Origin of the sequence: Wolbachia endosymbiont (group A) of Opomyza germinationis (assembly GCF_964264765.1) — a bacterium.
GTDB lineage: Bacteria > Pseudomonadota > Alphaproteobacteria > Rickettsiales > Anaplasmataceae > Wolbachia > Wolbachia pipientis.
In genome coordinates this window covers 220325-243333 of record NZ_OZ183482.1, presented here as the reverse complement: position 1 = coordinate 243333, position 23009 = coordinate 220325, and the positions used below count along the sequence as shown (strand labels likewise).

Here is a 23009-nt window from a genome sequence, read left to right as displayed (position 1 = left end):
AATCTCCAATATATTTAAAGTTTAGAAATTTGGTTAAGCTGTAGCTATCCAGCGTCCGTTAACCATATTTATGAATTTTGTTGGTATTGGTTTGCCGTTTTTAAGTTCGTACATCAATTGCAGAGTATTCCTTTCTGGCCTAAATATCATTACTCCAGATGTATATAAACTTCTTAAAACATTAGCACCACTCAATGCTTGAAATGGATTCTTTTTTAACGTGGTTGTTGACACTTTTTTGGTGTAATGTGTAACTATTACTCCAGCAGCAGGATTAGTTATAGAGCGTAGTTCATCAATACTATTTTGCAGAAAAGAGATCATACTCCTATAATCAAAAACAGAGTCTATTACTATAAGATCAACTGTTTTTACATCGAGATTTTCCGACATAATTTCCTTTATTTTTTCCACATTCAAAGTTAACTGTACTTTTTTAGTAATAACTAAGTTTTCTGTCCCTGCATCAAGGGTTTTCTTGCTAATTCTTAGCTTCTGTAAGCGCTCTCTTATGTAATCATATTCCATTTCATTCTGTAGATAGAATATCTTAAGTGGCTTTGCAGGCTTCATACCAAGAAATGATACTCCAGCAGCTAAATGTACTAACATGGAAAGTAGAAAATTACTTTTTCCGATTTTGGGAGTTCCACCTATAACCAAAAGACCGCCTGGAGTTAAAATTCTTGGGCCTATTATATCTTTTGGCATTGGTGATTTATCATTTAAGTAATGCCTTGCTGAAAACGATGTAATTTTATGTTCTGTTGTGTTTTCTTTAGTATTTAACCACTTCTTAGCGGAATTTATATCACCTTCAACTAAAGTCCAAAGATCGATAATATCACCACTGATTCCTTTAGTAAAATTACGCCAGTTTCCAGCTTCTTTACCTACTATTTTAACTGTAATCGTATTCTCATCAAAATTGCCAACATAAGTCCTCTCTCGATAAAAACTACCATTTGGAATTAGGTAAGGTACACACTTCTTAATATTATCAATCAATAATCCTTTTATTTCCTTTCTCTGCATAAAACCCCCATACATACTTTTCATACGTTTAGAGCTAAGATTAGCTAGCTCACAAACAGTTTCAAAAGACTCTGAATCAAACCATTTTATTGCTTCTTTCTTTAGCTCTAGATTTTTTCCTGCTGCATCTTTGATAGCTGTCTCAATTACAGCAATCCAGAGCTTCTCCTCGTCGTACTTCAAAACGGGACCCAATCAGATTCAATGCTATTGTTTTGTTCTGGAGTAACAACTGCAGTAATTCTGTTCCTGTCTCCGTATCTACTATCAGCTTCAATACCAACTTTTGCAGTAAACTCTAACCCGTTAAAATCAGCTATAGAGTTGATTTTTCTCGCAATAACTGCTTTCTCTGAAGTGTCATGTGCATGAATATTTCGTGCTGACTCCAAAATACTTCTAAGCATGGAACGACCAGATTCTCCCCAAGTATCTTCTCCTTCAACTCTTGCTTTGCCACTTTTAATACCAATTACTTGAAAAATCTTACGTTTTGCATATGGACCTTCAGTGACAGTAAATTCAACGTTTAAATAGATGCTGCCAGTAGTGTAGCTTTTAGTGAACCAATTTTCATAACCTCCTGGTTTAATTGCCATTTTTACCTTGACTATTGTACCTTTTGGTATTAAATTACTCTGTAATTTTGCAGTATTAAAATCAGTTAAAAAATCTGTTAGCATATTGTTCCCTATAAATTAAGTAAAAAAAAGAATCAACTCCATTGGTCTACAAGTTTCCAACGACCATTTATCTTATCGACAAGCTTGCTTGCTACACGTTCACCATTTCGCAGCTCAAACACTATTTGACGGGTAGTGCTTTCTTCATCATGAGCAAACATCACCATGCCAGTGCTATAAAATCCACGTAAAGATCCAGCACCGCTTAAACCTTGAAATGGATCCTCTTCTAGCATCTTTTTGGACAGTTTTTTTGTATGGTGGGTGAGTATTATGCCTGAATCTGGATTAATAACATTTCTCAGTCTTTCAAGCGTTTTTTGCAAGAAGAATAACATAGCGCTATTGTCATTTTCATTGCCATATTCACTTGAGTTAAAAATGTTACGAAGAGGATCAATCGCAATAATATCAGGTTTGAAACGCTCTTTAACAACATTTTTAATTTCATCTATTTCTTCACTGCTGAAAGATAATTGCACTCTTGGCGTGATAATTAAGTTATTGGCAGCTACATCCAAGAGTTCTTTATCAAATTGAAGTTGTTGCAAACGTTCTTTCATATATTCATATTCAATTTCAGTTTGCATGTAGAAAATTTTCAAAGGTCTATTTGGTGTCATACCAAGAAATGATCTACCGGCAGCCATGTAGATAAGCCAAGAGATCAAAAAGTCGCTTTTGCCGATTTTAGGTGGTCCACCTAGTACCAATAAGCCTCTTTTTGTTAAAATTCTAGGGTGGATAATATCTTCTGGTGTTGGTGATTGATCATCTAAGTATTCTTTCACACTGAAAAAGGGAATTTTTTGACCGATATTGAAAAAGCTTTGTTCCATAATAATTATTCTCCAATTTTTAATTAAATAATAGGAGCCAAAGTTTTGGCTTTAATTTTCGCAAGTAAATTACCCAGATGCGGTTCTTCAACCATATTCAGGCAGCCACTGCGATCTTTAGCAGGGTATCCCCAAGTATTAATAGTCTGACAGACAAATGAGCGAACCTCTGTACCATCATCTTTCTTGATTCCAACCATGCTAATTACTTCATCGACAATACCTGGAATTTCACTAGCAGTTTTAGCCCCTTCACATTGAGGTAGCCAGGTTGAACGATTACAGTCATCGAGATATTGACCTAGTGTGCCAACTATTATGATGTCTTTATCTCTGATATGTTGAAACTGATTGAGCCAAGCCATCATCTCTTGAGCAAGTAACCCATAAGCAGCTCTTTTATCTTCTTTTCCTGATCTATCAGAAAAAGCTTCAGGTTGCATCCTTGCCCATAATAGACATAAACGTGAAGCAACGGTTATACTATCCACAAAGATGCATCGGTATTTAGAAACTTCAGAAAGAAGATCTTTGTGCTTGCTACAGACATGCTCATAGTGTTTTTGACTATACGCCTGATCAGATTTTAGTGCAGGGTTCGGACCACCAATTAGGCAGGCAATATCCCGAGCTTGATTCCAAGTACGAACACTAATTGAATCTCCCTGCCAATCTTGAACAGCAAGCAGACCTGCTTCAAAGTCAAGACATAGTGTTGGTTCACTTATAGTCTTTAAGAGGCTGGTTTTACCAATACCGTAAGGACCAAAAATTACTACTTTTATGCCTGTAGTTGTTTTCAATCTTTCATTATTGTTTAAAATTTTAAAAGTCATTTATTCACCTCAATGGTATATGTTATATATTCAGGAAAGGTAGAATTTATGTTCAATTTTTCTTTTTGCCCTTGTAGTAGATGGAAGAGAGTTTTATACGTATTTTTCTTACCATAGTATTTAAAGTAGTTCTTGATATGTTATTCATCTTAGCAACTTCATATAAGTTAAAGTACTTGAGTTGTTCGCATATCTTTTGCATCTTTCTTGGTAGTGTTGAAATCATGTAATCTACATCAGTACGTTTTGCTACTTCATCTTCAAAAGCTTCTGTTTTCTCAATATTGACGTAGTTATTAATATTGCGTTTAATACATAGTTGTTTCTCCAATAAGTTATTGGCACGACGTTCAGTTAATCTTGCTACAAAAGTGTTAAAGCTACCTTTACTTTCGTCATATCTATCAAGATAAGTCCAAATTTCACAGAAAAGTTCTTGCTCAAGATCTTCATGAGTTTCATGAGCAAAGCATTCAAAAAGTTTTAATCTCTTAGCTTGATACCGTATATTTTGAACAACTATGGCAGTTTTTAGTTTCATAACTTTTCCCTAAAACAATTAATGCTTTAAGGATGAGAACTTATAGGTGCACTTTGTAGGACAGGAGCAAAAATAAATAATACAGATGCAATTTTTAACCTATTGATATTCTATTGTTTTTTTTCGAGAATAATACAGTTCGATTTTTAAATAATACTGCAACAAAAAATTAGGCAAAAATTCATTTTTTTTGGACAAAAATTTTCCAAATCCTGAATATATATTATATAAGCCTTTCAAACTCATCACAGGTGTCAATTCTTACACAATCAGGAAGAGCAGCAATAGCAGCCAGCATAAAAGAGCAATCTCTACATCTTGCTTGGGGAAGTGGTGATTCAAGCTCTGGAAGTAGCCATCAGGTCGAAAAAGTTTTTGTTGAGGGTGAAATAGCTCTAGATCACCACACTATTAAAGATGTAAGGGTTTTTACAGGACAAACAGTGTATCAGTCAAGTGTTGACTATACAGTTGATAGCAGTACTGGTGTAATAAAACTTACGGAAAATAGCTCTATCACGGCAAATAGTGCAGTTACTGTAGAATATACTCAAAGCACACCACCTGAATCTATAAATTCTATAAAGCTCTTGAATGAACTTGGCAGACGTACTGCAGATGAGGTTCTCTTCTGCACGGGTGATGAGAATGGAGAACTTGTAACTCCTTCTGGAAGGTTTAGACCCTCAAATGTACCAACCAATAATCTTTTTCTCAAATTCACTTTCGATTTCACGGACGCAGCAAATCAAGTGATAAGAGAGCTCGGGGTTATAGTTGGTACTAAAGTAAAAAAAGAATTGCCTGAAGGACAGAGATATTTTGAACCAAAAGAAGTGGAAAATCCTGGAATTTTGTTAGTTTTAGAACACACCGTACCACTTATCAGAACATCTGCAACTCGGGAAACTTTTTCATTTGTTGTAACTTTTTGAAACAAAATGACCTTAAATAGTTATTATAACCGCTTTAATCCTGACAAAGAATACGAAAAAAGCTTATTTCTTGCTGGAAGAGGTTTGCAATCTGCAGAATTAAACGAGACTCAGGAGTATGCTCTCTCTAAGCTTAAAGGCATAGGCGATGCAATATTTCGTGATGGTGATGTTATAATAGGAAGCAATTGTATTATAGATAGAGAAACTGGTAAAGTTACGCTTGAATCAGGAAAAATCTATCTTCGTGGAGCGGTTAGAAAAGTCGAAAAAGAAGAGTTTGTTATTCCACTGAGTACCACAGTGCGTATAGGTGTTTATTACGTAGAATCTACCATTACAGAACTTGAGGATGAAAATCTTCGTGATCCTGCTGTTGGTACAAGAAATTATCAGGAAGTAGGAGCAGCAAGACTTAAAGTTTCTACCATTTGGGGTTATCAATCTGAAGGTGTTTCTTCCCCTTTTTCTGTAAATGGAGAATTTTATCCAATTTATAACATTGAAAATGGAGTATTAATAGAACATTCACCGCCACCACAAGCAAATATAGTAACTACTGCTCTTGCTCGTTATGACAAAGAAGCCAATGGTTCCTATGTCGTAAATGGTCTTGAAGTAATGTTCCTGCAAAAGGAAGAGGGAGAAGGAGGAAAAAAAATATTTGTGATTAATGAGGGCAAAGCTCATGTTGATGGCTATGAGATTGAACTTCCTCACAGTATTCGTGTTTCTTTTGATGAAGATCCGGATATAAAATCAGTTGAATCAGAACCACATACTTTTCAGCCAAATAGCCAAAGAGTAATGGAACTGAAGGTTAATGATTTTCCAATAAGTGAAATTAAAAAAGTAGATATAACTGTTCAAAAAACCATTACTGTTACTCACGGTTCATATTCAGGAGCCATTGATCCGATACCTGATTCTGCAATACTTGAGCTTATTCAAGCTAAACAAGGCAATGTTATTTATGAAAACAGTATAGATTACAAACTAAACGCAGGAAACGTTGATTGGTCATTACCCGGTAAAGAACCAGCTCCTGGAAGTAGTTATCAAATAACTTACCGCTGTCGCACTCATGTAAGTCCTGAAGATATAAGTGAGCAGGGGTGTAAAGTAAAAGGAGCAGTTGATAACAGCTTGGTTTTGATAGATTATACCTGGAAAATGCCCCGCTTTGATTTAATTACTATAGATGCAAAAGGCGCAATAAGAAGAATAAAAGGCATAGCTCACCCTTGGCAACCATCGATGCCTAAAGCACCTAGTGGACAACTTTTGCTCTGCTACATTCATCAGACATGGAAAAACGGAGAAAAAGAAGGGGTAAAAATAGTGAATAATGCTATTCATGCTGTACCGATGAATGAGCTTGAGGCAATGAAAAAAGGAATAAATGATCTTTATGCACTTGTTGCACAGGAGCGTTTACGCAGTGATGCAAATTCAAGAGAACCTACTACCAAAAAAGGAGTATTTGTTGACCCATTCTTTGATGATGATATGCGTGATCAAGGTATTACTCAAACTGCAGCAATAGTAAATAAGGAACTGATATTACCGATAGATGTGGAAATTATTGATGTTGAAAGAGGCAAAAAACCTTATTTGTTGCCGTATGAACTTGAACCGGTACTGGAGCAGCTTTTACAGACTAAAGGAGAAAAAATTAATCCGTATCAAGCTTTTGATCCAGTTCCGGCACAAATTACTCTAAATAAAAATATAGACCACTGGACGGAGGTTACCACGAATTGGAAAAGTCCAGTAACTAGAGTATTTAATGTTAAAGAAACAACAGAGCTGCTGTCAAGTACTTCATACGAAGCTGAATTTATGAGAGAAGCAGTACAGAATTTTGAAATTGAAGGTTTTGAGCCAAGTGAGAAGCTTAAAGAGATAAAATTTGACGGAATAAACATTCAACCTATAACTTAAAACTGGAAAACCAAATGTTAACAGCTAACAATCAGGGAAAATTAAAGGGAAAGGTGAAAGTACCAGCAAATATTCCAGCCGGTACTAAATTAGTGCAATTTTACGGGGATAAAGGAAGTTATGGAGAAGCAACTTATACTGGTAAAAAAACAATTACCATAGAGGAAAGAAGAAGAGTTATCGCAGCAAGAAGAGTTGATCCTTTAGCACAAACATTTACTTTAAATGAGAGCAGACACATAGGGGGTCTAGATTTATGGTTCACAAATAGCGGCAAAAAACGTGTTGTTGTGCAGATTAGAGAAACAGCAGTGGGAATGCCCTCGCAGACTGTCATTGCTGAAAGTTATATTGAGCCAAAAGATATAAAGATAGATGGCACAGCAACACGTATAGAGTGGTTACCAGTGTTTTGCCATGCAGGACAAGAGTATGCAATAGTGCTACTCACTGATGATGCAGATACTGCAGTAAAAATAGCAGAGCTTGGCAAATATGATACAGTAAATATTCGTTGGGTAACAAGTCAACCATATCAAGTAGGAGTATTACTTTCATCAAGCAATGCAAGTACCTGGACTCCACATCAGAACTTAGATTTAACGTTTCGGCTTTTGGCTGCAAAATTTAGCGAAGTTTCTCACATTATTGATCTTGGCAAGGTTACTGCAAATAACGTATCAGATTTAATTGTTTTGACGAACGTCGAAAAAGTAGCATTTGATACCAATGTGGAATTTATTTTAACAGATGAAGAAGGAAAAGAAAATTTTTTGTCTGATAATTTGCCGCTCGCACTGCGTGAAAGAATAAATGGGGAATTAACGGTAAAAGCAAGCCTAAAAGGAGGGCGAGAAAAAAGTCCAGTTCTTTATCCTGGGTTACAGCTAGTTATGGGTAATATAGGGGAAAAAGGAGATTATGTTACAAGAAGCATTACAGCAGGAGCTAACACTAAGATTACCATAACATATGATGCGCTAATACCTGGCACTGCAGACGTAAAAGCATATGTGCAGAAAAGCGTCAAAGAATGGCAGCTAGTAAATTTAACCTCGGGAAAACCAATAGGGGAAAATTGGGTAGAGAGAACTCATGTGCTAACAAACTTTAATGGTAATGAGACAAGGATAAAATTAGTTTTAAGTGGAACAGTTGTCTATCGTCCTAAAGTCAAAAATTTGCGAGTGATTATTACTTAAATCAATGCCAAATGACCAAAGCAAACGAGGATATACACTACCACATCCAGAAAATATTGCTGTGCAGGATGTTGTTCGTATCCGTACCACAATTGAGAAAATAGATGAAGATATTACCGAAAGAGAAGATGAGCATAATCAACTTAAGAGTAATTTTGAGCGGTTTAATTTTGAGACTTTTTTAAATTTTTGGAAATGAAAGAAGCAATATACCAAAGGATAAAGGATTTAGCAGCAAATAGCACACCTGATCAACTGGCATATCTTGCAAAATCGCTGGAATTGATAGCAGATAAAAAAGCTATTGCTGACATTGTGCAGATGACTGAGGTAAAAGAGATAATTGATGCACTACAAAAGAGGCTTAAGGATTTAGCAGAAAACAGTACACCAGATCAATTAGCATATCTTGCTAAAGCATTGGAATCAATAGTCGACAAAAGTGCAGTTTCTGAAATTGTACAGATGACTGATGGTAAGCTAAAAGAACTTCTTGATAGTGCAAAAAAACACTTAACTGATCTGGATAATAAAAAAGCTAGTTCTTTAGCAGTGATCTCTGAATCAGAGAAGCAGTTATTAAAGAGAATTGATGAAAAAGGAACAACAAATTTATCGCTACTTGATACGAGAAAGAATGCCAATATTGCAGCAATAAACAGTGTTGGCAATGATCATAAAGATGGTCTTAAAGGTTTAGTAGAAGATTTTCGTGCTGTTAATAATGTACCATCTGGCTCATCAATTATTAGGGAAATAGAAACTCGTGATAACCAATTAAAAACATCCCTGATAAATGAGGTAAAAACTCGGGATGAACAGTTAAAAGCGTCTCTTATAAATGAAATAAGAAAGCGCAACATGGTTGAATCAGGGTCATTACCTTTCTTATTTGGTGTACTTGGAAGAAAAAATAATTACTTTGGCCACGGAACTTTTACAACAGAGCTTGGAAAGTGGAGTAGTAATATAACAAAAACTGACTATATGTTACAACTACTAGCAGGTAGCCATAAGTACGATACAGATTACGTTAGTTTTTATCGGCCAAGACAACTAAGTTTTATAGAGGGAAGTAAGGGAACATTTATTTACGGAGAGTTATACACAAACAGTTTTTCTGGTAGTTATGATCAAATATACTATTACCCATATGCTGCACTTGGAGTAGTATTTATAAAAAATACAACGAATGTGAACATAAATAAAACTATAGAGTTTGTTGGATCATCGTATTCGAGTACGGAGTATGGAGGTGCAGGATTATTTGTGGGAACACCAGATAATACTAATTCTAATAAATCAAGTATTTCAAAAATAGTATGGAAAAATGTTTACCAATACACGAGTTCTGATAGCAAGTTAGCCGGATCTGGTAATGTGGAGATTCCAGCAGGAAAAACAGTTGCAATATTACTTTACACATCATCTTATCTGTATTCCAGAACACAAGTTAGTCAAGGTATGCTTGCATCAAATTATGTACACAACTATGGTCAATTTATTCAGTGGGGGATTTATAACATACGTAGCAATGTTCTAACTACAGGACTTGAAGTAGATGTGGAGAGAACGCTAAAAGCTTGGCAATGTCCAGGATTATCTAACACGTATGAGATTTGGAGGTAACAAACAATGTCTATCTATATTAGATTTGAAAATGATAAACAAGTAGAAACAACAACACTTGAAAGCAAGCCAACTGGAAATGATTGGTATGAAGCACCAGAAGATTTTGATTGGCAAAAAAGTTATTGTTTAACAGAGGGAGGCAAAATTGCTCAGCGAAACCAAGAAGATATTGAATTGGAATTACTGCAAAATGCGAAGTTTTCTGCACTTTCTAATCTTCGTGCTTATTATGATAACTATACTAACCAATACACAGGAGTATCTCATCAAAAGTCTAAATCGTATCAAATACAAGAAAAAGCCGCAAAAAGCATTCTAGCAGCACCAGAATCTATGAATAAAAAGGATAAAGAAATTATAGAACCTTTAGCAAAAGTCCGTGGTATTACGGTTATTGAAATGGCAAGAATAATTGAGGAAAAAGTGAAAAAAGCAGTAAAAGCAATAATTAAATGTGAAGAGCTTGAAGATTTAGCCAAAAGAAAGATTGAAGAAGCCAAAAGTGAAAATGAGCTACAGACTTTGCTAGATGATTTCAGGAAAAAAATACAAAGAAATGGCTGAAGAATTTTTACACGGAGTAAATGTTATTGAGGTAACCTCAGGAGCAAGAACAGTACGCACAGCTAAATCATCAGTGATAGGTATAATTGGTACTGCACCTGAAGCTGATGAGCAAAAATTTCCACTGAATAATCCAGTACTGATAGCAGGAAGCTTAAAGGAAGCAGCAAAGCTTGGAAAGAGTGGCAGTTTACCTTCTGCAATAAATGGAATATTTTCCCAAATTGGTGCAACAGTAGTGGTTATTCGAGTTAAAGAAAGTGAAAACAGCGATTCAAAGCTCAAAGAAAGTGAAACTATTCAAAATATAATTGGTGGAGTTGATAAAGAAACCGGAGAATATCAGGGAATTGAGGCATTTCTCAGCAGTGAAAGCATAGTTCATGTTGCGCCAAGAATATTAATTGCACCTCAGTTTACTCACCAACTACCAGAAGATGGCAAAAATCCAGTGGTTGCAGCATTAATTCCTATAGCAGAAAAGCTAAGAAGCATAATAGTAGCAGATGGACCAAATACCAATGATGAAGAAGCAATAAAGTGGAGAAAAAGTGTAGGCAGCTCAAGAGTTTACGTGGTTGACCCATGGATTAAGTTATTTATTGAAGGAAAAGAAAAAATCTTGCCATCGAGTCCATTTGTAGCTGGTTTAATAGCTAAAATAGACAGCGAACAAGGCTTCTGGCATTCACCTTCAAATAAAGAGATAAATGGTATTGTTGGAACAAGCAGGCCTATTGATTTTACGCTCGGTAATACAAATTGTAGAGCAAACCATTTAAATGAAAATGAAGTAACAACGATAATTCATCAAAATGGCTACAGGCTTTGGGGAAATAGAACATGTTCAGATGATTCGAAATGGGCTTTTCTGTCAGTGAGAAGGACTGCAGATTTAATCAACGATAGTTTACTTCGAGCTCATCTATGGGCAGTTGATCGCAATATCACCAAAACTTATATAGATGATGTGATTGAGGGGGTGAATTCTTATTTGGCCAATTTAAAAGCGCAAGGAGCGATTATCAGTGGAAAATGTTATGCAACTCCAGAACTCAACACACCGGCAAACATTGCAAGCGGGAAAGTATATTTTGACTTTGAGTTTACACCACCATATCCGGCTGAGCAAATAACATTCAAATCTCATCTCATAAATAATAGTGTAATAAGTTAGGAGAAAGCAAAGTGTTACCGAAAATACTGAGAAATTTTAACGTATTCGTTGATGGTCGTGGTTATGCAGGAAAAATAGATGAAATAACTTTGCCGAAGCTTACCATAAAAACAGAGGAGTACCGTGCTGGTGGTATGGATATCCCAATAAATATTGACATGGGCATGGAAAAGCTTGAAGCAGACTTTACTTTCGCTGAGTATGATTCAGAACTATTTAGACTTTTTGGCTTGATAGATGGAAACTCAGTATCTTTGACGCTCCGTGGAGGAATGCAAGGAAGTGGTAGCAATGATATTGAAGGAGTAATTATCAACCTCAGAGGCATATTCAAAGAATTTGATTTTGGTAGCTGGAAACCTGCTGAAAAAGCCACTCTAAAATGCACTGTAGCTGCCCATTACTATAAACTTACGATAGGTGGTAATGAACTGATAGAGATCGACGCTGAAAATATGATTAGAAAGATAAATGGTGTGGATCAAATGGCCTTGCTGCAAACGGTTTTAGGTATTTAGGTTTAGTTTTAAAAAGATTTTAGAATTTTATTTTTTAGGAGAAAGTATGACAACAGTAAAACTTGATAATCCAATAACAGTTGATGGTATTTCTGTCTCAGAACTTACTGTTAGACGTCCAAAAGTTAGAGACTATTTGGCAATAGAACGCCTTAATGGTAGTGATCTGAGTAAGGAAGTAACTTTGACTGCCAATTTGACATCAGTTGCAAAAGAAGCGATTGAAGAGTTAGATATTGCTGATTATGTGAAAGTTCAAGAGGTATTAAAGGATTTTTTTTCACCGATTATCCAAAAAACTTGAGATTAGAAATACTAGTGCTTGGCTCTATCATAGGTGGTGGAGTTGAGCACATTCTTGATATGGAGATTAGTGAGTTTATTTCATGGAGCAAATCAGCAAAGGAGCTTAAATGTCAACGTTATCTATAAAAATCGGAGCTGTTTTAGATGGCAGCTTTAATACTGTAATAAAAGGAAGTAGTAGTCAACTTTCTCATCTTGGTGAAAATATAAGACGTCTTGATTCGTCTTTAAAATCAGTATCAAAGTTTAAGCAGTTGGGTAGTGATGTTTTGACTAGCAAGAGATCATGGAAAGACTTTGAAGATCAAGTAAAATCCTTGGCTAAACAAATGAAAGAAGTGGAAAAGCCGAGCAAAACTTTAAAAGCTGAGTTTGATAGAGCTAAGTTTTCTGCAACAAAAGCAAAAGAAGCATACTTAAAAAAGAGAGATGTTTTACATTCATTCAATGAAGAAGTAAGGAAAAGTGGCAGAAATATTAAGTCATTAGTAAGTGATCAATATAAACTTGGTTCTTCTATTGAAGTGCTAAAAGGTAAGTATGGTAAGCTTGGGTCTGCAATACGTAGTCACCAAAGTTTTTTAGCAAGTAAAGCACATTTTAAGTCACAAATAATAGAGACTATTGGGCTAGGGCTAACGCTTGCAGCGCCAATCAAAGTTGCGATTGATTTTGAAAGTGCTATGGCTGATGTTACAAAAGTGGTAGATTTTAAAAAAGGAACGGATGAAGCAACTAAATTTGCAAAGAAGTTAAAAGAGATGTCACGCACTATACCATTATCAGCCGCAGAACTGGCACAAATAGCTGCAAGTGGTGGTCAACTTGGTATCAAGAAAGAAGATCTTTTTATGTTTACAGAAACAGTGGCAAAAATGTCTACAGCATTTGATATGTCTGCAGAGCAAGCAGGTGATTCTATAGCTAAACTCTCTAACGTTTATGGAATTGATGTTAGTAAAATGGAACATGTTGGTAATGTGATCAACCACTTATCAGATAACACTGCTGCTAAAGCAAGAGATATGGTTGAAACTCTAGCAATAGTTGGTGGTACTGCAAAGCAGTTTGGTTTGGATATCGAGAAAACAAGTAGTTTAGCAAATGCTTTCATTAGCTTAGGTAAAACACCTGAAAAAGCTGCAACTGCTATAAATGCTCTACTTAGTAAACTTCAGACTGCTGAAGAACAAGGAGGGGATTTTAAAGCAGCACTAGAGCAAATGGGAATAACTGCAGAAGAAATAGTACAAAGAATAAGCGAAAACGGCGAAGAAGCATTACTCTACTTTTTTCAAACTCTAAAGAAAATGGATAACCAGGAACGTTCTACAATCCTTATGAAACTTTTCGGTCAGGAATATCAAGATGATATTGCATTATTAGCTGGAAGTTTTAACAAATATGAAGATGCTATAAGGTTACTAGCTGACACAGAAGAGTACAAGAGCTCGTTGCAGAAAGAATTTCAAAACCGTGTAGACACCACAGCCAGTAAATTACGACTTCTTCGAAACGCAATAGCTGAAGTTGGTATGAACCTGGGTTCAGTGATGCTGCCTACTTTAAAATCTATAGCTGAATTTTTACAAGAAAAAACTAGAAGCATAGCGTTATTTGCAGAAAAATATCCAACTTTAACCAAAGCAATCATGGGAACTATAGCAGCTTTAATAAGTTTGAAAATCTTAGTAGTGGGCTTAGGTTATGGATTTACTTTTTTAGCAAGTACAGTTCTCGGTTTAAGAGCAAAAATAATTGCAACATTTTCATTTTTATCAGCTACAGTTTTTCCTGCAGTAATAACAGGACTAAGAGCAGTAACACTCGCTGTAATGAGTAACCCGATTGGATTTTTAATAGCAAGTCTTGTTACTGGTGCAGCTCTTGTTGTGACTAACTGGCAAAAGGTGAAAGACTTTTTCTCTAGCTTTTGGAAATCACTTATTAAACCTATAGGAGAAGCTTTTTCATGGATAGGGGAAAGTGTATTTGGAAAAGTACTGGGGAATAGCACATTGAAAGAGCTTAAAAAAAGGAAAAGTATTGTTACTGAAGTAAAAGCAGTCCATACTCCCTTAAAGAGCAACATTTTCAACAGTGGAAATCCTTTGTTAGGTAACAGTATAATTAAAGAATTTTCCAAGAGAAATAAGAATATCTTTAGAGTCAAAAGCCTTATCGAAGAGAAAAAGTCCACAGAAAACGATAAGATACTTGCTGACTTTGCAAGGAGTAAATTTGAAAATAAAGAACAAAATAAAACTCAGAACATCACTAATAATTACACTATCAGCATTAAAGCAGAACCTAACCAAGATGTTCGTAGTCTTGCAGATGAAGTAATAAAAAGGATAAGAGAAAAGTCACGTGATGTTTTATTTGATACGGTAGAGACATTTTATTGATGCTATCTCTTGGTCCGTATAAGTTTGCTCCCACAAGTTTAAAGTATAGCAGAGAAAATCGTTGGAGCACGATTGAGTGTATTGAAAATATGCCACTATTACAAAATATCGGTCAAGGTGTAGAAAATATAGATTTAGAAGGAACGATTTATCTGCATAATCTCAACGGGCTAAATCAATTAAAGAGTGTGAAAGAAGCTGAAAAACCACATATTTTAGTAGATAGTTTAGGTAATATTTTAGGACAATTCGTAATTACTAGGTTAGAAGAAAAGCAGATGTATTTTTTACCTAATGGACTACCAAGAAAAGTTGAATTTAGTTTGAGTTTAAAAAGCTATAGATGACTGTATACTATGTGAGTAAAGAAAATGAGATGTTAGATCTGATTTGCTGGAAACATTACGGATTTACTGATGGAGTAGTGGAATTAGTACTAGCAGAGAACTTAGGTTTGGCAGAATACGGAAGCTTTTTGCCTGCAGGATTAAAGATAAAGCTTCCTACTATTAAGAAAATAGTACAAAAGTCAAAATTAAAGGTCTGGGAATAAATGCAGCCAGATTTTATAATAGATAAATGTGAATCAATTAAAGATAGAGTTATATCATTGCACCTTACAGATGAATCAGGAATAATAGATGATGTAGTTGAAGTGTGTGTTGATTACAGGGATGAAGACATAGATATTCCGAATGAATTGAACATAGCACTAGGTTATAAGGAAATTGGAATCTTTCCAATGGGTATATATACAGTCAACGAAGTGACTATACAGGCTCCACCTAAAACTCTACTAATAAAAGCTCATGCAACAAATTTAAGAATATCTTTGAAGGCAAAAGTATCAAAAGAATGGCATCAAATTACCATAGAAAACTTAGTGAAAGAAATAGCTCAAAAACATGGATATGGACATAAAGTTGCTGAGGAATTTAAGAATGTATTGATACCCCATATTAATCAGGCAGATGAAAGTGATATAAGTCTGTTAACAAAGATCGCAACAGAGCGTGAAGCAATGGCAAAATTAGCTGGTGGGTATATATTATTTATTTCAAAAAACATGGCAAAATCAGCCACAGGAAAAGCTTTAGGAACAACGACTATTAGACCTCAAGATACAATTAACTGGAAAGTGCATTTTACCGTACGTGATAAGTATAATTCAGTAGTGGCAAAGTGGCATAGCTATGAAAAGGGTGAAACTATTAAAGAAACAGTTGGTAGCGGCGAGCCAAGTTATATTATGCTAGAAATGTACTCAAATGCAGAATCAGCACTAAGTGCAGCAAATGCTAAGTTAAAACAACTAAAGCGAAATAATGCAGTATTGGATATCACTATACCTGGTAATCCAGAGTTATTTGCAGAAGCTAAACTTAATCTTATAGCTTTTAATCAAGCGGTAGATGGTGAATGGATAGTTAACAGAGCGGAGCATACTTTAAATAGCTCAGGTTACCTTACTATGTTGTCAGCATCTTTGAGTAAGTAATGTTAATAAAAAATGAGTAAATGATCTATTTAATATTAAAAAGATGTTGAATATGGATAAATTGGGTCAAGATACAAAAAACAAGCTGCATTTTTGGTGGCTTATAACAGTAATAGTATGTATTATTGCTACCTATTCCTACATGAAGGCAAAGGCTGCAGATAATTATAAAACGATATTACGCATTGCTTCTCAAAATTGTAACTTAGAGACTGTAAAATTCTTAGTAGAAAATCTATTAGATATTAATGTGCAGATCCCTAAATTAACAGCACTACATTATGCTGCAGAAGAGGGATGTGCAGAGGTTGTAAAATTCCTAGTAGAAAAAGGAGTTGATATAAATGCTACGAAATATGAAAGATGGACACCTTTACATGCAGCTACATATGAAGGCAAATTGGAGATAATTAGATTTTTATTAGACAAAGGTTCAGACCCTACCATTAGAGATACAGATGGAAAAAATCCAAGAGATGTAGCTGTATTAAGGTCAAGGCACAATAAAGATAAACCTTACAGGGAAATCATAAAGCTACTTGCTAAAGCAGAAGATCAATACGAATCAACAAAAAGTAATCACTAAAGCTGTAAGTTTTCTATAATCTGCATATAAATTTCCAAAACTATCCATAACAAGTTAATATTTTCACATGAAAAAGCAAAAAATCCCAATAGCGGTAATAATAACAATAGTTCTACAGACTGTAGGATTCATATGGTGGTTGGCAAAACTTGACTTACGTGTACACATCCATGATAAATTTATAGAAAAAAACCAAGGACTAATCGAAATAGTCTATCGACTTGAAGAGAGAGTGAAAAACCTCACTGAAGAAGTCAACGAACTTGAAGCTATTCACAAACACAAATAAATTTTACAGTGACAAAGTACATTTTATCTGTAGATGGAGGTGGCATTAGAGGGATAATACCTGCCATTATTCTTGCAGAAATTGAATCTAGGACAAAAAAGCCAATTTCCCAGATTTTTGATTTAATGGCAGGAACCTCAACCGGTGGGATTATTGTTGCTGGACTTTGTAAAAGCAATAAACTTCAATACTCTGCCAATGATTTGGTTGAACTTTATCAAGAGTATGGAGCATATATCTTTCAATCATCATTTTGGAGAAAATCAATTGCTTCTTGGCTGAGTGGTTCTCAGTACTCATATAGAAATATGGAATTTATTCTCAACAAATACTTTGGTGAAAGTACTATGGCCGATGTTGCGAGTAATCTACTACTCACCAGTTATGACATTCACAATAGTTGTGAATTTTTCTTCAAAAGTTGGAAAGAAAAAAACATTAAGTTGAAAGATGCACTCAGAGCTACAACAGCTGCTCCAACGTACTTCACACCAAAACGTCTAAAAATTAGCCAAACAGAGAGAGTGTTGATAGATGGCGGAGTGTTTGCCAATAATCCAGCGGCTTGTGCATATGCAAGTGCTAAGAGGTTATTTCCAAATGATGAGATTATACTGCTATCAATAGGCACTGGTAGAACAGATAGAAGTATAAAGTATGCTAACTCAAGGAAATTTGGCAAAATAGGGTGGGTCAAGCCACTACTGAATGTGATGTTTGCCTCTGGATTGGATTGCGTTGATTATCAACTAGAACAAGTAATAGACGATAAATATATACGTATACAATCGCAACTAAAAATAGCATCACCTGACATGGATAATATTACATCAAAAAATATCAAATCTCTTCAGCAAGAGGCAAAGGCAATGATAGAGGACAATCAGAAAGTGATAGAAAAATTCTGTATAGAAATATTAAATATATAACTATTTTTACTTATATCTTAATATATTGTTTAACACAATTCAATTTTCACAATCACCCAACTCACCAGCAGTTAGACCACTTGCTCGCACAATAATATCAATAGCAACACCTGCCTTTGCTAGATCTTTCGCAATCTTGATTTTCTCTGCTTTTTTAACTTTTTCCTTGCCACTTTTCATATCTTCAGATAGAGATTTGACTAATGATTCTTGTTCTCCGTACTCATCCATTAAACTCAATAGCTTTTTGCTTTCTCTTGTTTTAGGTAGCAGAACTTTAATATTCACTGATAATCCTTCTGCTATTTGATATAATTTATCAAATGATATGGCAGTGTATCCTTTTTCATACTCGTGTATTTCTTTGAGTGTTAAACCAACTTTATCCGCCAAATCTTTTTGAGTATACCTTCTTATCAATCTCCATTCTCTTATTCTTTGCCCTACTCTGTAATATATAGAATCAGTGCAGATTTCTCTCTCTGTATTATCATACTCGTAGATAGATAAGCCGGTTGCTTGGGAAATTATGTCAACTGAAACCCCTTCTTTCACTAGATTTTTTGCTATTTCCAACCTTGCCTCTTCTTGATTGATTTTTTCGCTGATATGAACAAACCTGATTAATGAAGGTACTATCTTACCTAACTTTTGATTCTCGTATATTTTCGTTAGATAGAGTATTTCTTCGTCTTCATCTTTATACTCTCTTACTGTTATTGGTTTAGGTAATAGATCTACAGCATTAACTGATAATACTCTTGCTATTACATATAGTACTCCAATTGGAATAGGAGTATAACCATTCTCATAGCTGTTCACTTCTTGGTATGTTAAACCTACTTGACCTGCTAATCCTATTTGAGTATGACCTCGCATTAATCTACAATCTTCTATTTTTTGCCCTATTTTGTAGTGTATAGAACTAACATCTCTTACAGAAACAAACATATATACCTTACTTAGAAATAAATTTTCATGCAATTTGATCAGCGGATAAACCAACTATTTGCAAAATAATATCAATAGAAATTCCCCCTTTTACTAAATCCTTTGCAACTTTGATCCTTTCCGCTTTTCTTACTTTTTCTTCACAAATCCGTATGCCTTCAAACAAAGATTTTATTAGTGCATTACGTAGTTCTTGACTTTCAATCTTTTTGTATTCTTCAATTAAATTCGGTAGTTCATTTTCTACTTTACTACCTTCCTCTATTAGCAGATCTGTAATATTAATCGATAATGTTTCTGCTATTACATATAATTTTCCCAGTGGAGTAGCTACACGTCCTTGTTCATAGTTGCTTATTTCGTGACGGGTTGTATTCATTTTCTTTCCTAAATCTTTTTGAGTATACTCTTTTACTAGCCTCCATTCTTTTATCTTCCTTCCTATTTGGCAGTAAATAGAACCAACTTTTTCTTCAACACATTCATCAGCAGACAGACCAATTGTTTTTGCAACAATATCAACAGAAACTCCTGCTTTAACCAGACTCTTTGCAATTTTTATTTTTTCCGATTTTCTACTACTTTTCTCACTAACTTTGACAAATTTGGTTAGCAAACAAAACATCTTACGTAACTCCTGATCGTTAATCTTTTTATATTCTTTTACTAGATTTAATATTTCTTCTCCCTCATCTTCAAGACAGCTTTTTGATACAGGAATAAGATCCGTAATACTGATTGATAGTGCCTCAGCTATAGCATATAACCTTTCAATTGAAATTCTACGATTCCCTTTCTCATATTGCAGTATTACCCAGTATTTTACACCAATTTTCTCAGCTAAATCTTTCTGAGTATACCCCCTCTCTAACCTCCAACTTTTCACTTTTTCCCCTACTTCATAGTCTAGAATTTTTTCCACGAAAACAACCATGCGTATAATATTTTCTACTATAGCTCAGATATAACGGTAGAAAAAACCTCTGGAACCTTAAAGTTTGCTGTAGACGCATTAAAGTTCCCTAAAGGTTTCTTTACTACTTCCACATACCCTATTTACCCATGAAGACAATACTTCATCATTGCTAATCTCTTTTATAGCATACTTTTCATTCCATATGCCACATCTAGTGAAATTACCTCTTTCTACCACTTCCTTAAGCTTCACTCCCCCAAAGAGGCAATTTTTTCCTATTTCTTCTCCTCTTTGTTGTAAATCAGCCCACATTTCCTTGTTTTCTACTCTGACTTGTACTTGATCATATTTTTTTACATCATGGCACAATATGATATTAAGCTTACCAATGCTCGTAGGAAATTCTAATACAATAGAGCTTCCATCTGACATATCAGTATAGTTTCTTATATCTCCTTTCTCGCTTTTAACCTCTACTGCATTATTGCCCATTCTTAAAATTAAACCTCTGTTTGCTTCCAGTATTTTGGCTACCTCTACCTTACTATCATCAGAAAATTCTATATACGATGTTGTATTGTCTATCTCGATATCTATTAATTCTCCTTCTTGCACAGCACTTTCGCCAGCTTTCTCTAGCTCTTCTAGTTGCTTATCTATCTGTGGCTGAACTTCTGGCTGTAGCTCATTACAGATTTCACCTATCAGTTTATTCTGTAGTAGAGTATCATGAAACTCTGCACCACTTAGCATTAATTTACGTATTAGCTTTTTTCGATCACTTTTTTCTAATCTGTGAAAATGTGTACCTAATACTACATATTCTGCGAAGCTCCATTCGCCATCATTACATGCATTTAGCCTTGCTCCAGCAGCTAGTGCTTCGTCTACAGCCTTGTGCAGTTCACTTGGACTTTTTGCTCTTACTACAGCACTTTTAAACCAGCTCAACTTTTCGCTTTCGCTTATACTTGGCTTTATTTTTTGCAAAGCTGAAGCAAATGGATTTAACCCTTCTGGATAATCTGCTTGATTACTCAAAGGTTTTGTGCCATAAATATAGTCAAATCCTTTCCCATAGTTGATTTGGTTTTCGCGAACTTCTCTACAAGGGAAAGGTACTACTTCTTTATCTCCAAGCTTTTTAGCATTATTAATTTTGCTTACAAAGGTGGATTGCTCCTTAGTACGACCAATTCCTACAATAGCATTTAACATCTCACCTTTTGATAATCTATCAAGATCAACGTTTAACTCGTAAACACCCCCCTCTTTATCACTAAAAGGTACAATTATTTTATTATTCATATTAGCCTCCGCTATTAAATATACTTTCTAAGTGTACAGTTATTATACACTTTATTACTTATAATAAATCATAGTGAGTAGATTTGCAAATACTTTCTGCTATAACAATCCACTTTCTCTAAAACTAAAATAGCCCCCACTTGTAATGATAATATGATCAAATAATCTAACGCTTACAGTACTACATGCTGCTGCTAAGCTCTTTGTTACTGCTTGATCTTCTTCTGATGGTTCTAAGCGTCCCCCAGGATGGTTGTGTGACATTATTACTAATGTTGCATTCTTTATTAATGCTTTTCTTATAATTTCCTTTATGTATACTGGTGCTTTTTCCATTTCACCAATATAGGATTCTTCTCCGATTAATTGGCGCCTTTTATTCAAGTACAGTATTTTTACACATTCCCTTTCTGAGTGGCCTATACTTACGTTTAAGTACTCTACTAGCCCTTGTAAGTCCATTATTGGCTCACTTTTGAGCTTTTCTCTCAGTACCCTTTCTAGTGTTTCCTTAACACACATAATCATTGCTACTGCAGAATCAGTTACTCCTTCTATAACTTTCAGGTCATCCATTTCTCTACCTAAAATCCTTCCTACTCCCGTATAAGTATTCACCAGATTTTTAGCAATTTCTTGAGCCTGTGGCCTTTCATGTACTGCACTTAAAAACGTTTCCATTATTTCACGATCAAGTAGTGCTTTGCCTTTGCTTTCTAATATTCTGAATTCGATTTCTTCTTTACTTTTATTCATATAATTTACCTTTCACTAACAACAAACTTTTTTTAGATATTTACTGCTGTTTTTTATCAGCATTGGCATAGAGCCATAGCTTTCGAGTGAAGTCAAATCAATTTTTCAATCTTTTTTACTTATTTTTTCATGAATAAGTAAAGATATTAATATATACTGATTTTTTATTTTAAATCTGTTGAATTTCGCCTAAAGAGAGGCCTGTTATTTGCAAAATAATATCGGTAGAAATTCCTCCTTTCACTAAATCCTTTATCTTTTCTGCTCTTTTCACTTTTTCTTCGCAAATTTGTATGCTTTCAAACAGAGATTTTATTAGCGCATAGCGTAATTCTTGACTCTCAATTTTTTTGTATTCTTTTATTAAATCAGTTAGCTCACTTTCTACTATCTCATCTTCCTCTATGAGCAGATCTGTAATGCTAATTGATAATGTTTCTGCTATTGCATATAATTTTTCCAGTGGAATGGCCACACGTCCTTGCTCATAGTTGCTTATTTCATCACGTGTTGTATCCATTTTCTCAGCCAAATCCTTTTGAGTATACTCTCTTCCATTCTTTTATCTTTTTTCCTATTTGGTAGTAGATAGAACCCGTTTTTTCTTCAACACATTCATCAGCAGACAGACCAATTGTTTTTGAAACAGTATCAACAGAAACTCCTGCTTTAACCAGACCTTTTGCAATTTTTATTCTCTCTGTTTTTTTACTACTTTTCTCACTAACTTGAACAAATTTGGTTAATAAACAAAACATCCTACGTAACTCCTGATCGTTAATCTTCCTATACTTTCTTATTAGATTTAATATCTCTTCTTCTTCAGTTTTAAGGCAAATTTTCTCATTTGATACAGGAATGAGGTCTACAATACCAATTGATAACACCTTTGCTATAGAGTACAACTTTTCAATCGAAATTTTTCGTGTTCCTTTTTCATATTGTAGTACTATTTGATACGTTACGCCAATTTTTCCCGCTAAATCTTTTTGAGTATATCCCTTTGTTAATCTAAGATTTCTTACTTTTTGTGCTATCTGGTATCTTGTGGAAATATTTGTCATAAATACTATATAGGTTAATACTACCAAATAAAGATATACAAAATGTTTGCATTTTAGTTGAATATTTCTTCACAATTGTGTATAATTATTAA

The 23009-nt window shown here is 34.7% G+C and carries 26 protein-coding genes and 1 pseudogene; 17 read left to right on the top strand and 10 right to left on the bottom strand.

Going from position 1 to position 23009, the window contains the following annotated elements:
- Positions 1–33: 33 nt before the first annotated feature.
- Genes ACFEL3_RS01215 through ACFEL3_RS01195 form a run of 5 tightly spaced genes read right to left on the bottom strand, consistent with a single transcriptional unit; the run spans position 34 to position 3934 of the window.
- On the bottom strand, positions 34–1218 hold the full coding sequence (locus tag ACFEL3_RS01215) for a helicase RepA family protein (protein ID WP_264376198.1): 1185 nt from the start codon (positions 1216–1218) through the stop codon (positions 34–36).
- Positions 1215–1718: a hypothetical protein gene (locus ACFEL3_RS01210; RefSeq protein ID WP_264376197.1), complete on the bottom strand. Its 504-nt coding sequence runs from the start codon at positions 1716–1718 to the stop codon at positions 1215–1217. The genes ACFEL3_RS01215 and ACFEL3_RS01210 overlap by 4 nt, the downstream gene beginning before the upstream one ends.
- 32 nt (positions 1719–1750) lie before the next feature.
- Positions 1751–2557: a helicase RepA family protein gene (locus ACFEL3_RS01205; RefSeq protein WP_264376196.1), complete on the bottom strand. Its 807-nt coding sequence runs from the start codon at positions 2555–2557 to the stop codon at positions 1751–1753.
- 23 nt (positions 2558–2580) lie between these two features.
- On the bottom strand, positions 2581–3393 hold the full coding sequence (locus ACFEL3_RS01200) for an ATP-binding protein (protein ID WP_264683194.1): 813 nt from the start codon (positions 3391–3393) through the stop codon (positions 2581–2583).
- Positions 3394–3445: 52 nt separating this feature from the next.
- Positions 3446–3934, bottom strand: coding sequence for a sigma-70 family RNA polymerase sigma factor (locus tag ACFEL3_RS01195; RefSeq protein WP_264707737.1), 489 nt, complete (start codon positions 3932–3934; stop codon positions 3446–3448).
- A 251-nt stretch (positions 3935–4185) separates the two neighbouring features.
- On the opposite strand from ACFEL3_RS01195, the gene ACFEL3_RS01190 reads away from it, so the two are divergent.
- The 17 genes from ACFEL3_RS01190 (at position 4186) to ACFEL3_RS01110 (ending at position 17922) form a co-directional block, all read left to right on the top strand.
- On the top strand, positions 4186–4869 hold the full coding sequence (locus ACFEL3_RS01190) for a hypothetical protein (RefSeq protein ID WP_264683195.1): 684 nt from the start codon (positions 4186–4188) through the stop codon (positions 4867–4869).
- 6 nt (positions 4870–4875) lie between these two features.
- A complete protein-coding gene (locus tag ACFEL3_RS01185; protein WP_265032414.1) occupies positions 4876–6813 on the top strand; it encodes a DUF4815 domain-containing protein in 1938 nt (645 codons plus the stop codon).
- Between the two features lie 14 nt (positions 6814–6827).
- Positions 6828–8015, top strand: coding sequence for a hypothetical protein (locus tag ACFEL3_RS01180; protein ID WP_265032412.1), 1188 nt, complete (start codon positions 6828–6830; stop codon positions 8013–8015).
- A gap of 4 nt (positions 8016–8019) precedes the next feature.
- Positions 8020–8214 carry a hypothetical protein gene (locus ACFEL3_RS01175; RefSeq protein ID WP_065094988.1) on the top strand — a complete coding sequence of 65 codons (195 nt, stop codon included), beginning with the start codon at positions 8020–8022 and terminating at the stop codon, positions 8212–8214.
- Positions 8211–9644 (top strand): hypothetical protein, encoded by a 1434-nt coding sequence (locus ACFEL3_RS01170; RefSeq protein ID WP_264683197.1) that lies wholly within the window; start codon positions 8211–8213, stop codon positions 9642–9644. Before ACFEL3_RS01175 ends, ACFEL3_RS01170 begins: the two co-directional genes overlap by 4 nt.
- A gap of 6 nt (positions 9645–9650) precedes the next feature.
- Positions 9651–10211 carry a hypothetical protein gene (locus ACFEL3_RS01165; protein WP_264707796.1) on the top strand — a complete coding sequence of 187 codons (561 nt, stop codon included), beginning with the start codon at positions 9651–9653 and terminating at the stop codon, positions 10209–10211.
- Positions 10204–11388, top strand: a complete 1185-nt coding sequence (locus ACFEL3_RS01160) for a phage tail sheath subtilisin-like domain-containing protein (RefSeq protein ID WP_264683199.1) — start codon at positions 10204–10206, stop codon at positions 11386–11388. The genes ACFEL3_RS01165 and ACFEL3_RS01160 overlap by 8 nt, the downstream gene beginning before the upstream one ends.
- Before the next feature lie 11 nt (positions 11389–11399).
- Positions 11400–11906 carry a phage major tail tube protein gene (locus tag ACFEL3_RS01155; RefSeq protein WP_253303116.1) on the top strand — a complete coding sequence of 169 codons (507 nt, stop codon included), beginning with the start codon at positions 11400–11402 and terminating at the stop codon, positions 11904–11906.
- A 46-nt stretch (positions 11907–11952) separates the two neighbouring features.
- A complete protein-coding gene (locus ACFEL3_RS01150; protein WP_264683202.1) occupies positions 11953–12210 on the top strand; it encodes a phage tail assembly protein in 258 nt (85 codons plus the stop codon).
- The gene (locus tag ACFEL3_RS01145; protein ID WP_012482043.1) at positions 12207–12338 is read left to right on the top strand and encodes a hypothetical protein; all 132 of its coding nucleotides are present in this window, start codon (positions 12207–12209) and stop codon (positions 12336–12338) included. Before ACFEL3_RS01150 ends, ACFEL3_RS01145 begins: the two co-directional genes overlap by 4 nt.
- Complete coding sequence (locus ACFEL3_RS01140) at positions 12320–14620, top strand: phage tail tape measure protein (RefSeq protein ID WP_264683203.1); 2301 nt, start codon at positions 12320–12322, stop codon at positions 14618–14620. The genes ACFEL3_RS01145 and ACFEL3_RS01140 overlap by 19 nt, the downstream gene beginning before the upstream one ends.
- Positions 14620–14967, top strand: coding sequence for a phage tail protein (locus ACFEL3_RS01135; protein WP_007303025.1), 348 nt, complete (start codon positions 14620–14622; stop codon positions 14965–14967). Before ACFEL3_RS01140 ends, ACFEL3_RS01135 begins: the two co-directional genes overlap by 1 nt.
- Positions 14964–15173, top strand: coding sequence for a tail protein X (locus ACFEL3_RS01130; protein WP_006015620.1), 210 nt, complete (start codon positions 14964–14966; stop codon positions 15171–15173). The genes ACFEL3_RS01135 and ACFEL3_RS01130 overlap by 4 nt, the downstream gene beginning before the upstream one ends.
- Positions 15174–16118, top strand: a complete 945-nt coding sequence (locus tag ACFEL3_RS01125; protein WP_375316769.1) for a phage tail protein — start codon at positions 15174–15176, stop codon at positions 16116–16118.
- Positions 16119–16170: 52 nt separating this feature from the next.
- Entirely contained in the window at positions 16171–16704 is a 534-nt protein-coding gene (locus tag ACFEL3_RS01120) for an ankyrin repeat domain-containing protein (protein ID WP_007303027.1), read from the top strand.
- 67 nt (positions 16705–16771) lie between these two features.
- Positions 16772–16993 (top strand): hypothetical protein, encoded by a 222-nt coding sequence (locus tag ACFEL3_RS01115; RefSeq protein ID WP_015589022.1) that lies wholly within the window; start codon positions 16772–16774, stop codon positions 16991–16993.
- Between the two features lie 8 nt (positions 16994–17001).
- On the top strand, positions 17002–17922 hold the full coding sequence (locus ACFEL3_RS01110) for a patatin-like phospholipase family protein (protein ID WP_007303028.1): 921 nt from the start codon (positions 17002–17004) through the stop codon (positions 17920–17922).
- A 39-nt stretch (positions 17923–17961) separates the two neighbouring features.
- Here ACFEL3_RS01110 and ACFEL3_RS01105 read toward each other — a convergent pair whose 3' ends face one another.
- The 5 genes and pseudogenes from ACFEL3_RS01105 to ACFEL3_RS01085 form a co-directional block, all read right to left on the bottom strand.
- Complete coding sequence (locus tag ACFEL3_RS01105; protein ID WP_264687636.1) at positions 17962–18873, bottom strand: helix-turn-helix domain-containing protein; 912 nt, start codon at positions 18871–18873, stop codon at positions 17962–17964.
- Between the two features lie 25 nt (positions 18874–18898).
- Positions 18899–19807: a helix-turn-helix domain-containing protein gene (locus ACFEL3_RS01100; RefSeq protein WP_265039619.1), complete on the bottom strand. Its 909-nt coding sequence runs from the start codon at positions 19805–19807 to the stop codon at positions 18899–18901.
- Between the two features lie 78 nt (positions 19808–19885).
- On the bottom strand, positions 19886–21097 hold the full coding sequence (locus ACFEL3_RS01095; RefSeq protein ID WP_265039618.1) for a hypothetical protein: 1212 nt from the start codon (positions 21095–21097) through the stop codon (positions 19886–19888).
- A gap of 99 nt (positions 21098–21196) precedes the next feature.
- Complete coding sequence (locus ACFEL3_RS01090) at positions 21197–21853, bottom strand: RadC family protein (RefSeq protein ID WP_265039617.1); 657 nt, start codon at positions 21851–21853, stop codon at positions 21197–21199.
- A gap of 169 nt (positions 21854–22022) precedes the next feature.
- Positions 22023–22917, bottom strand: a pseudogene (locus tag ACFEL3_RS01085) (helix-turn-helix domain-containing protein).
- Positions 22918–23009: the final 92 nt, after the last annotated feature.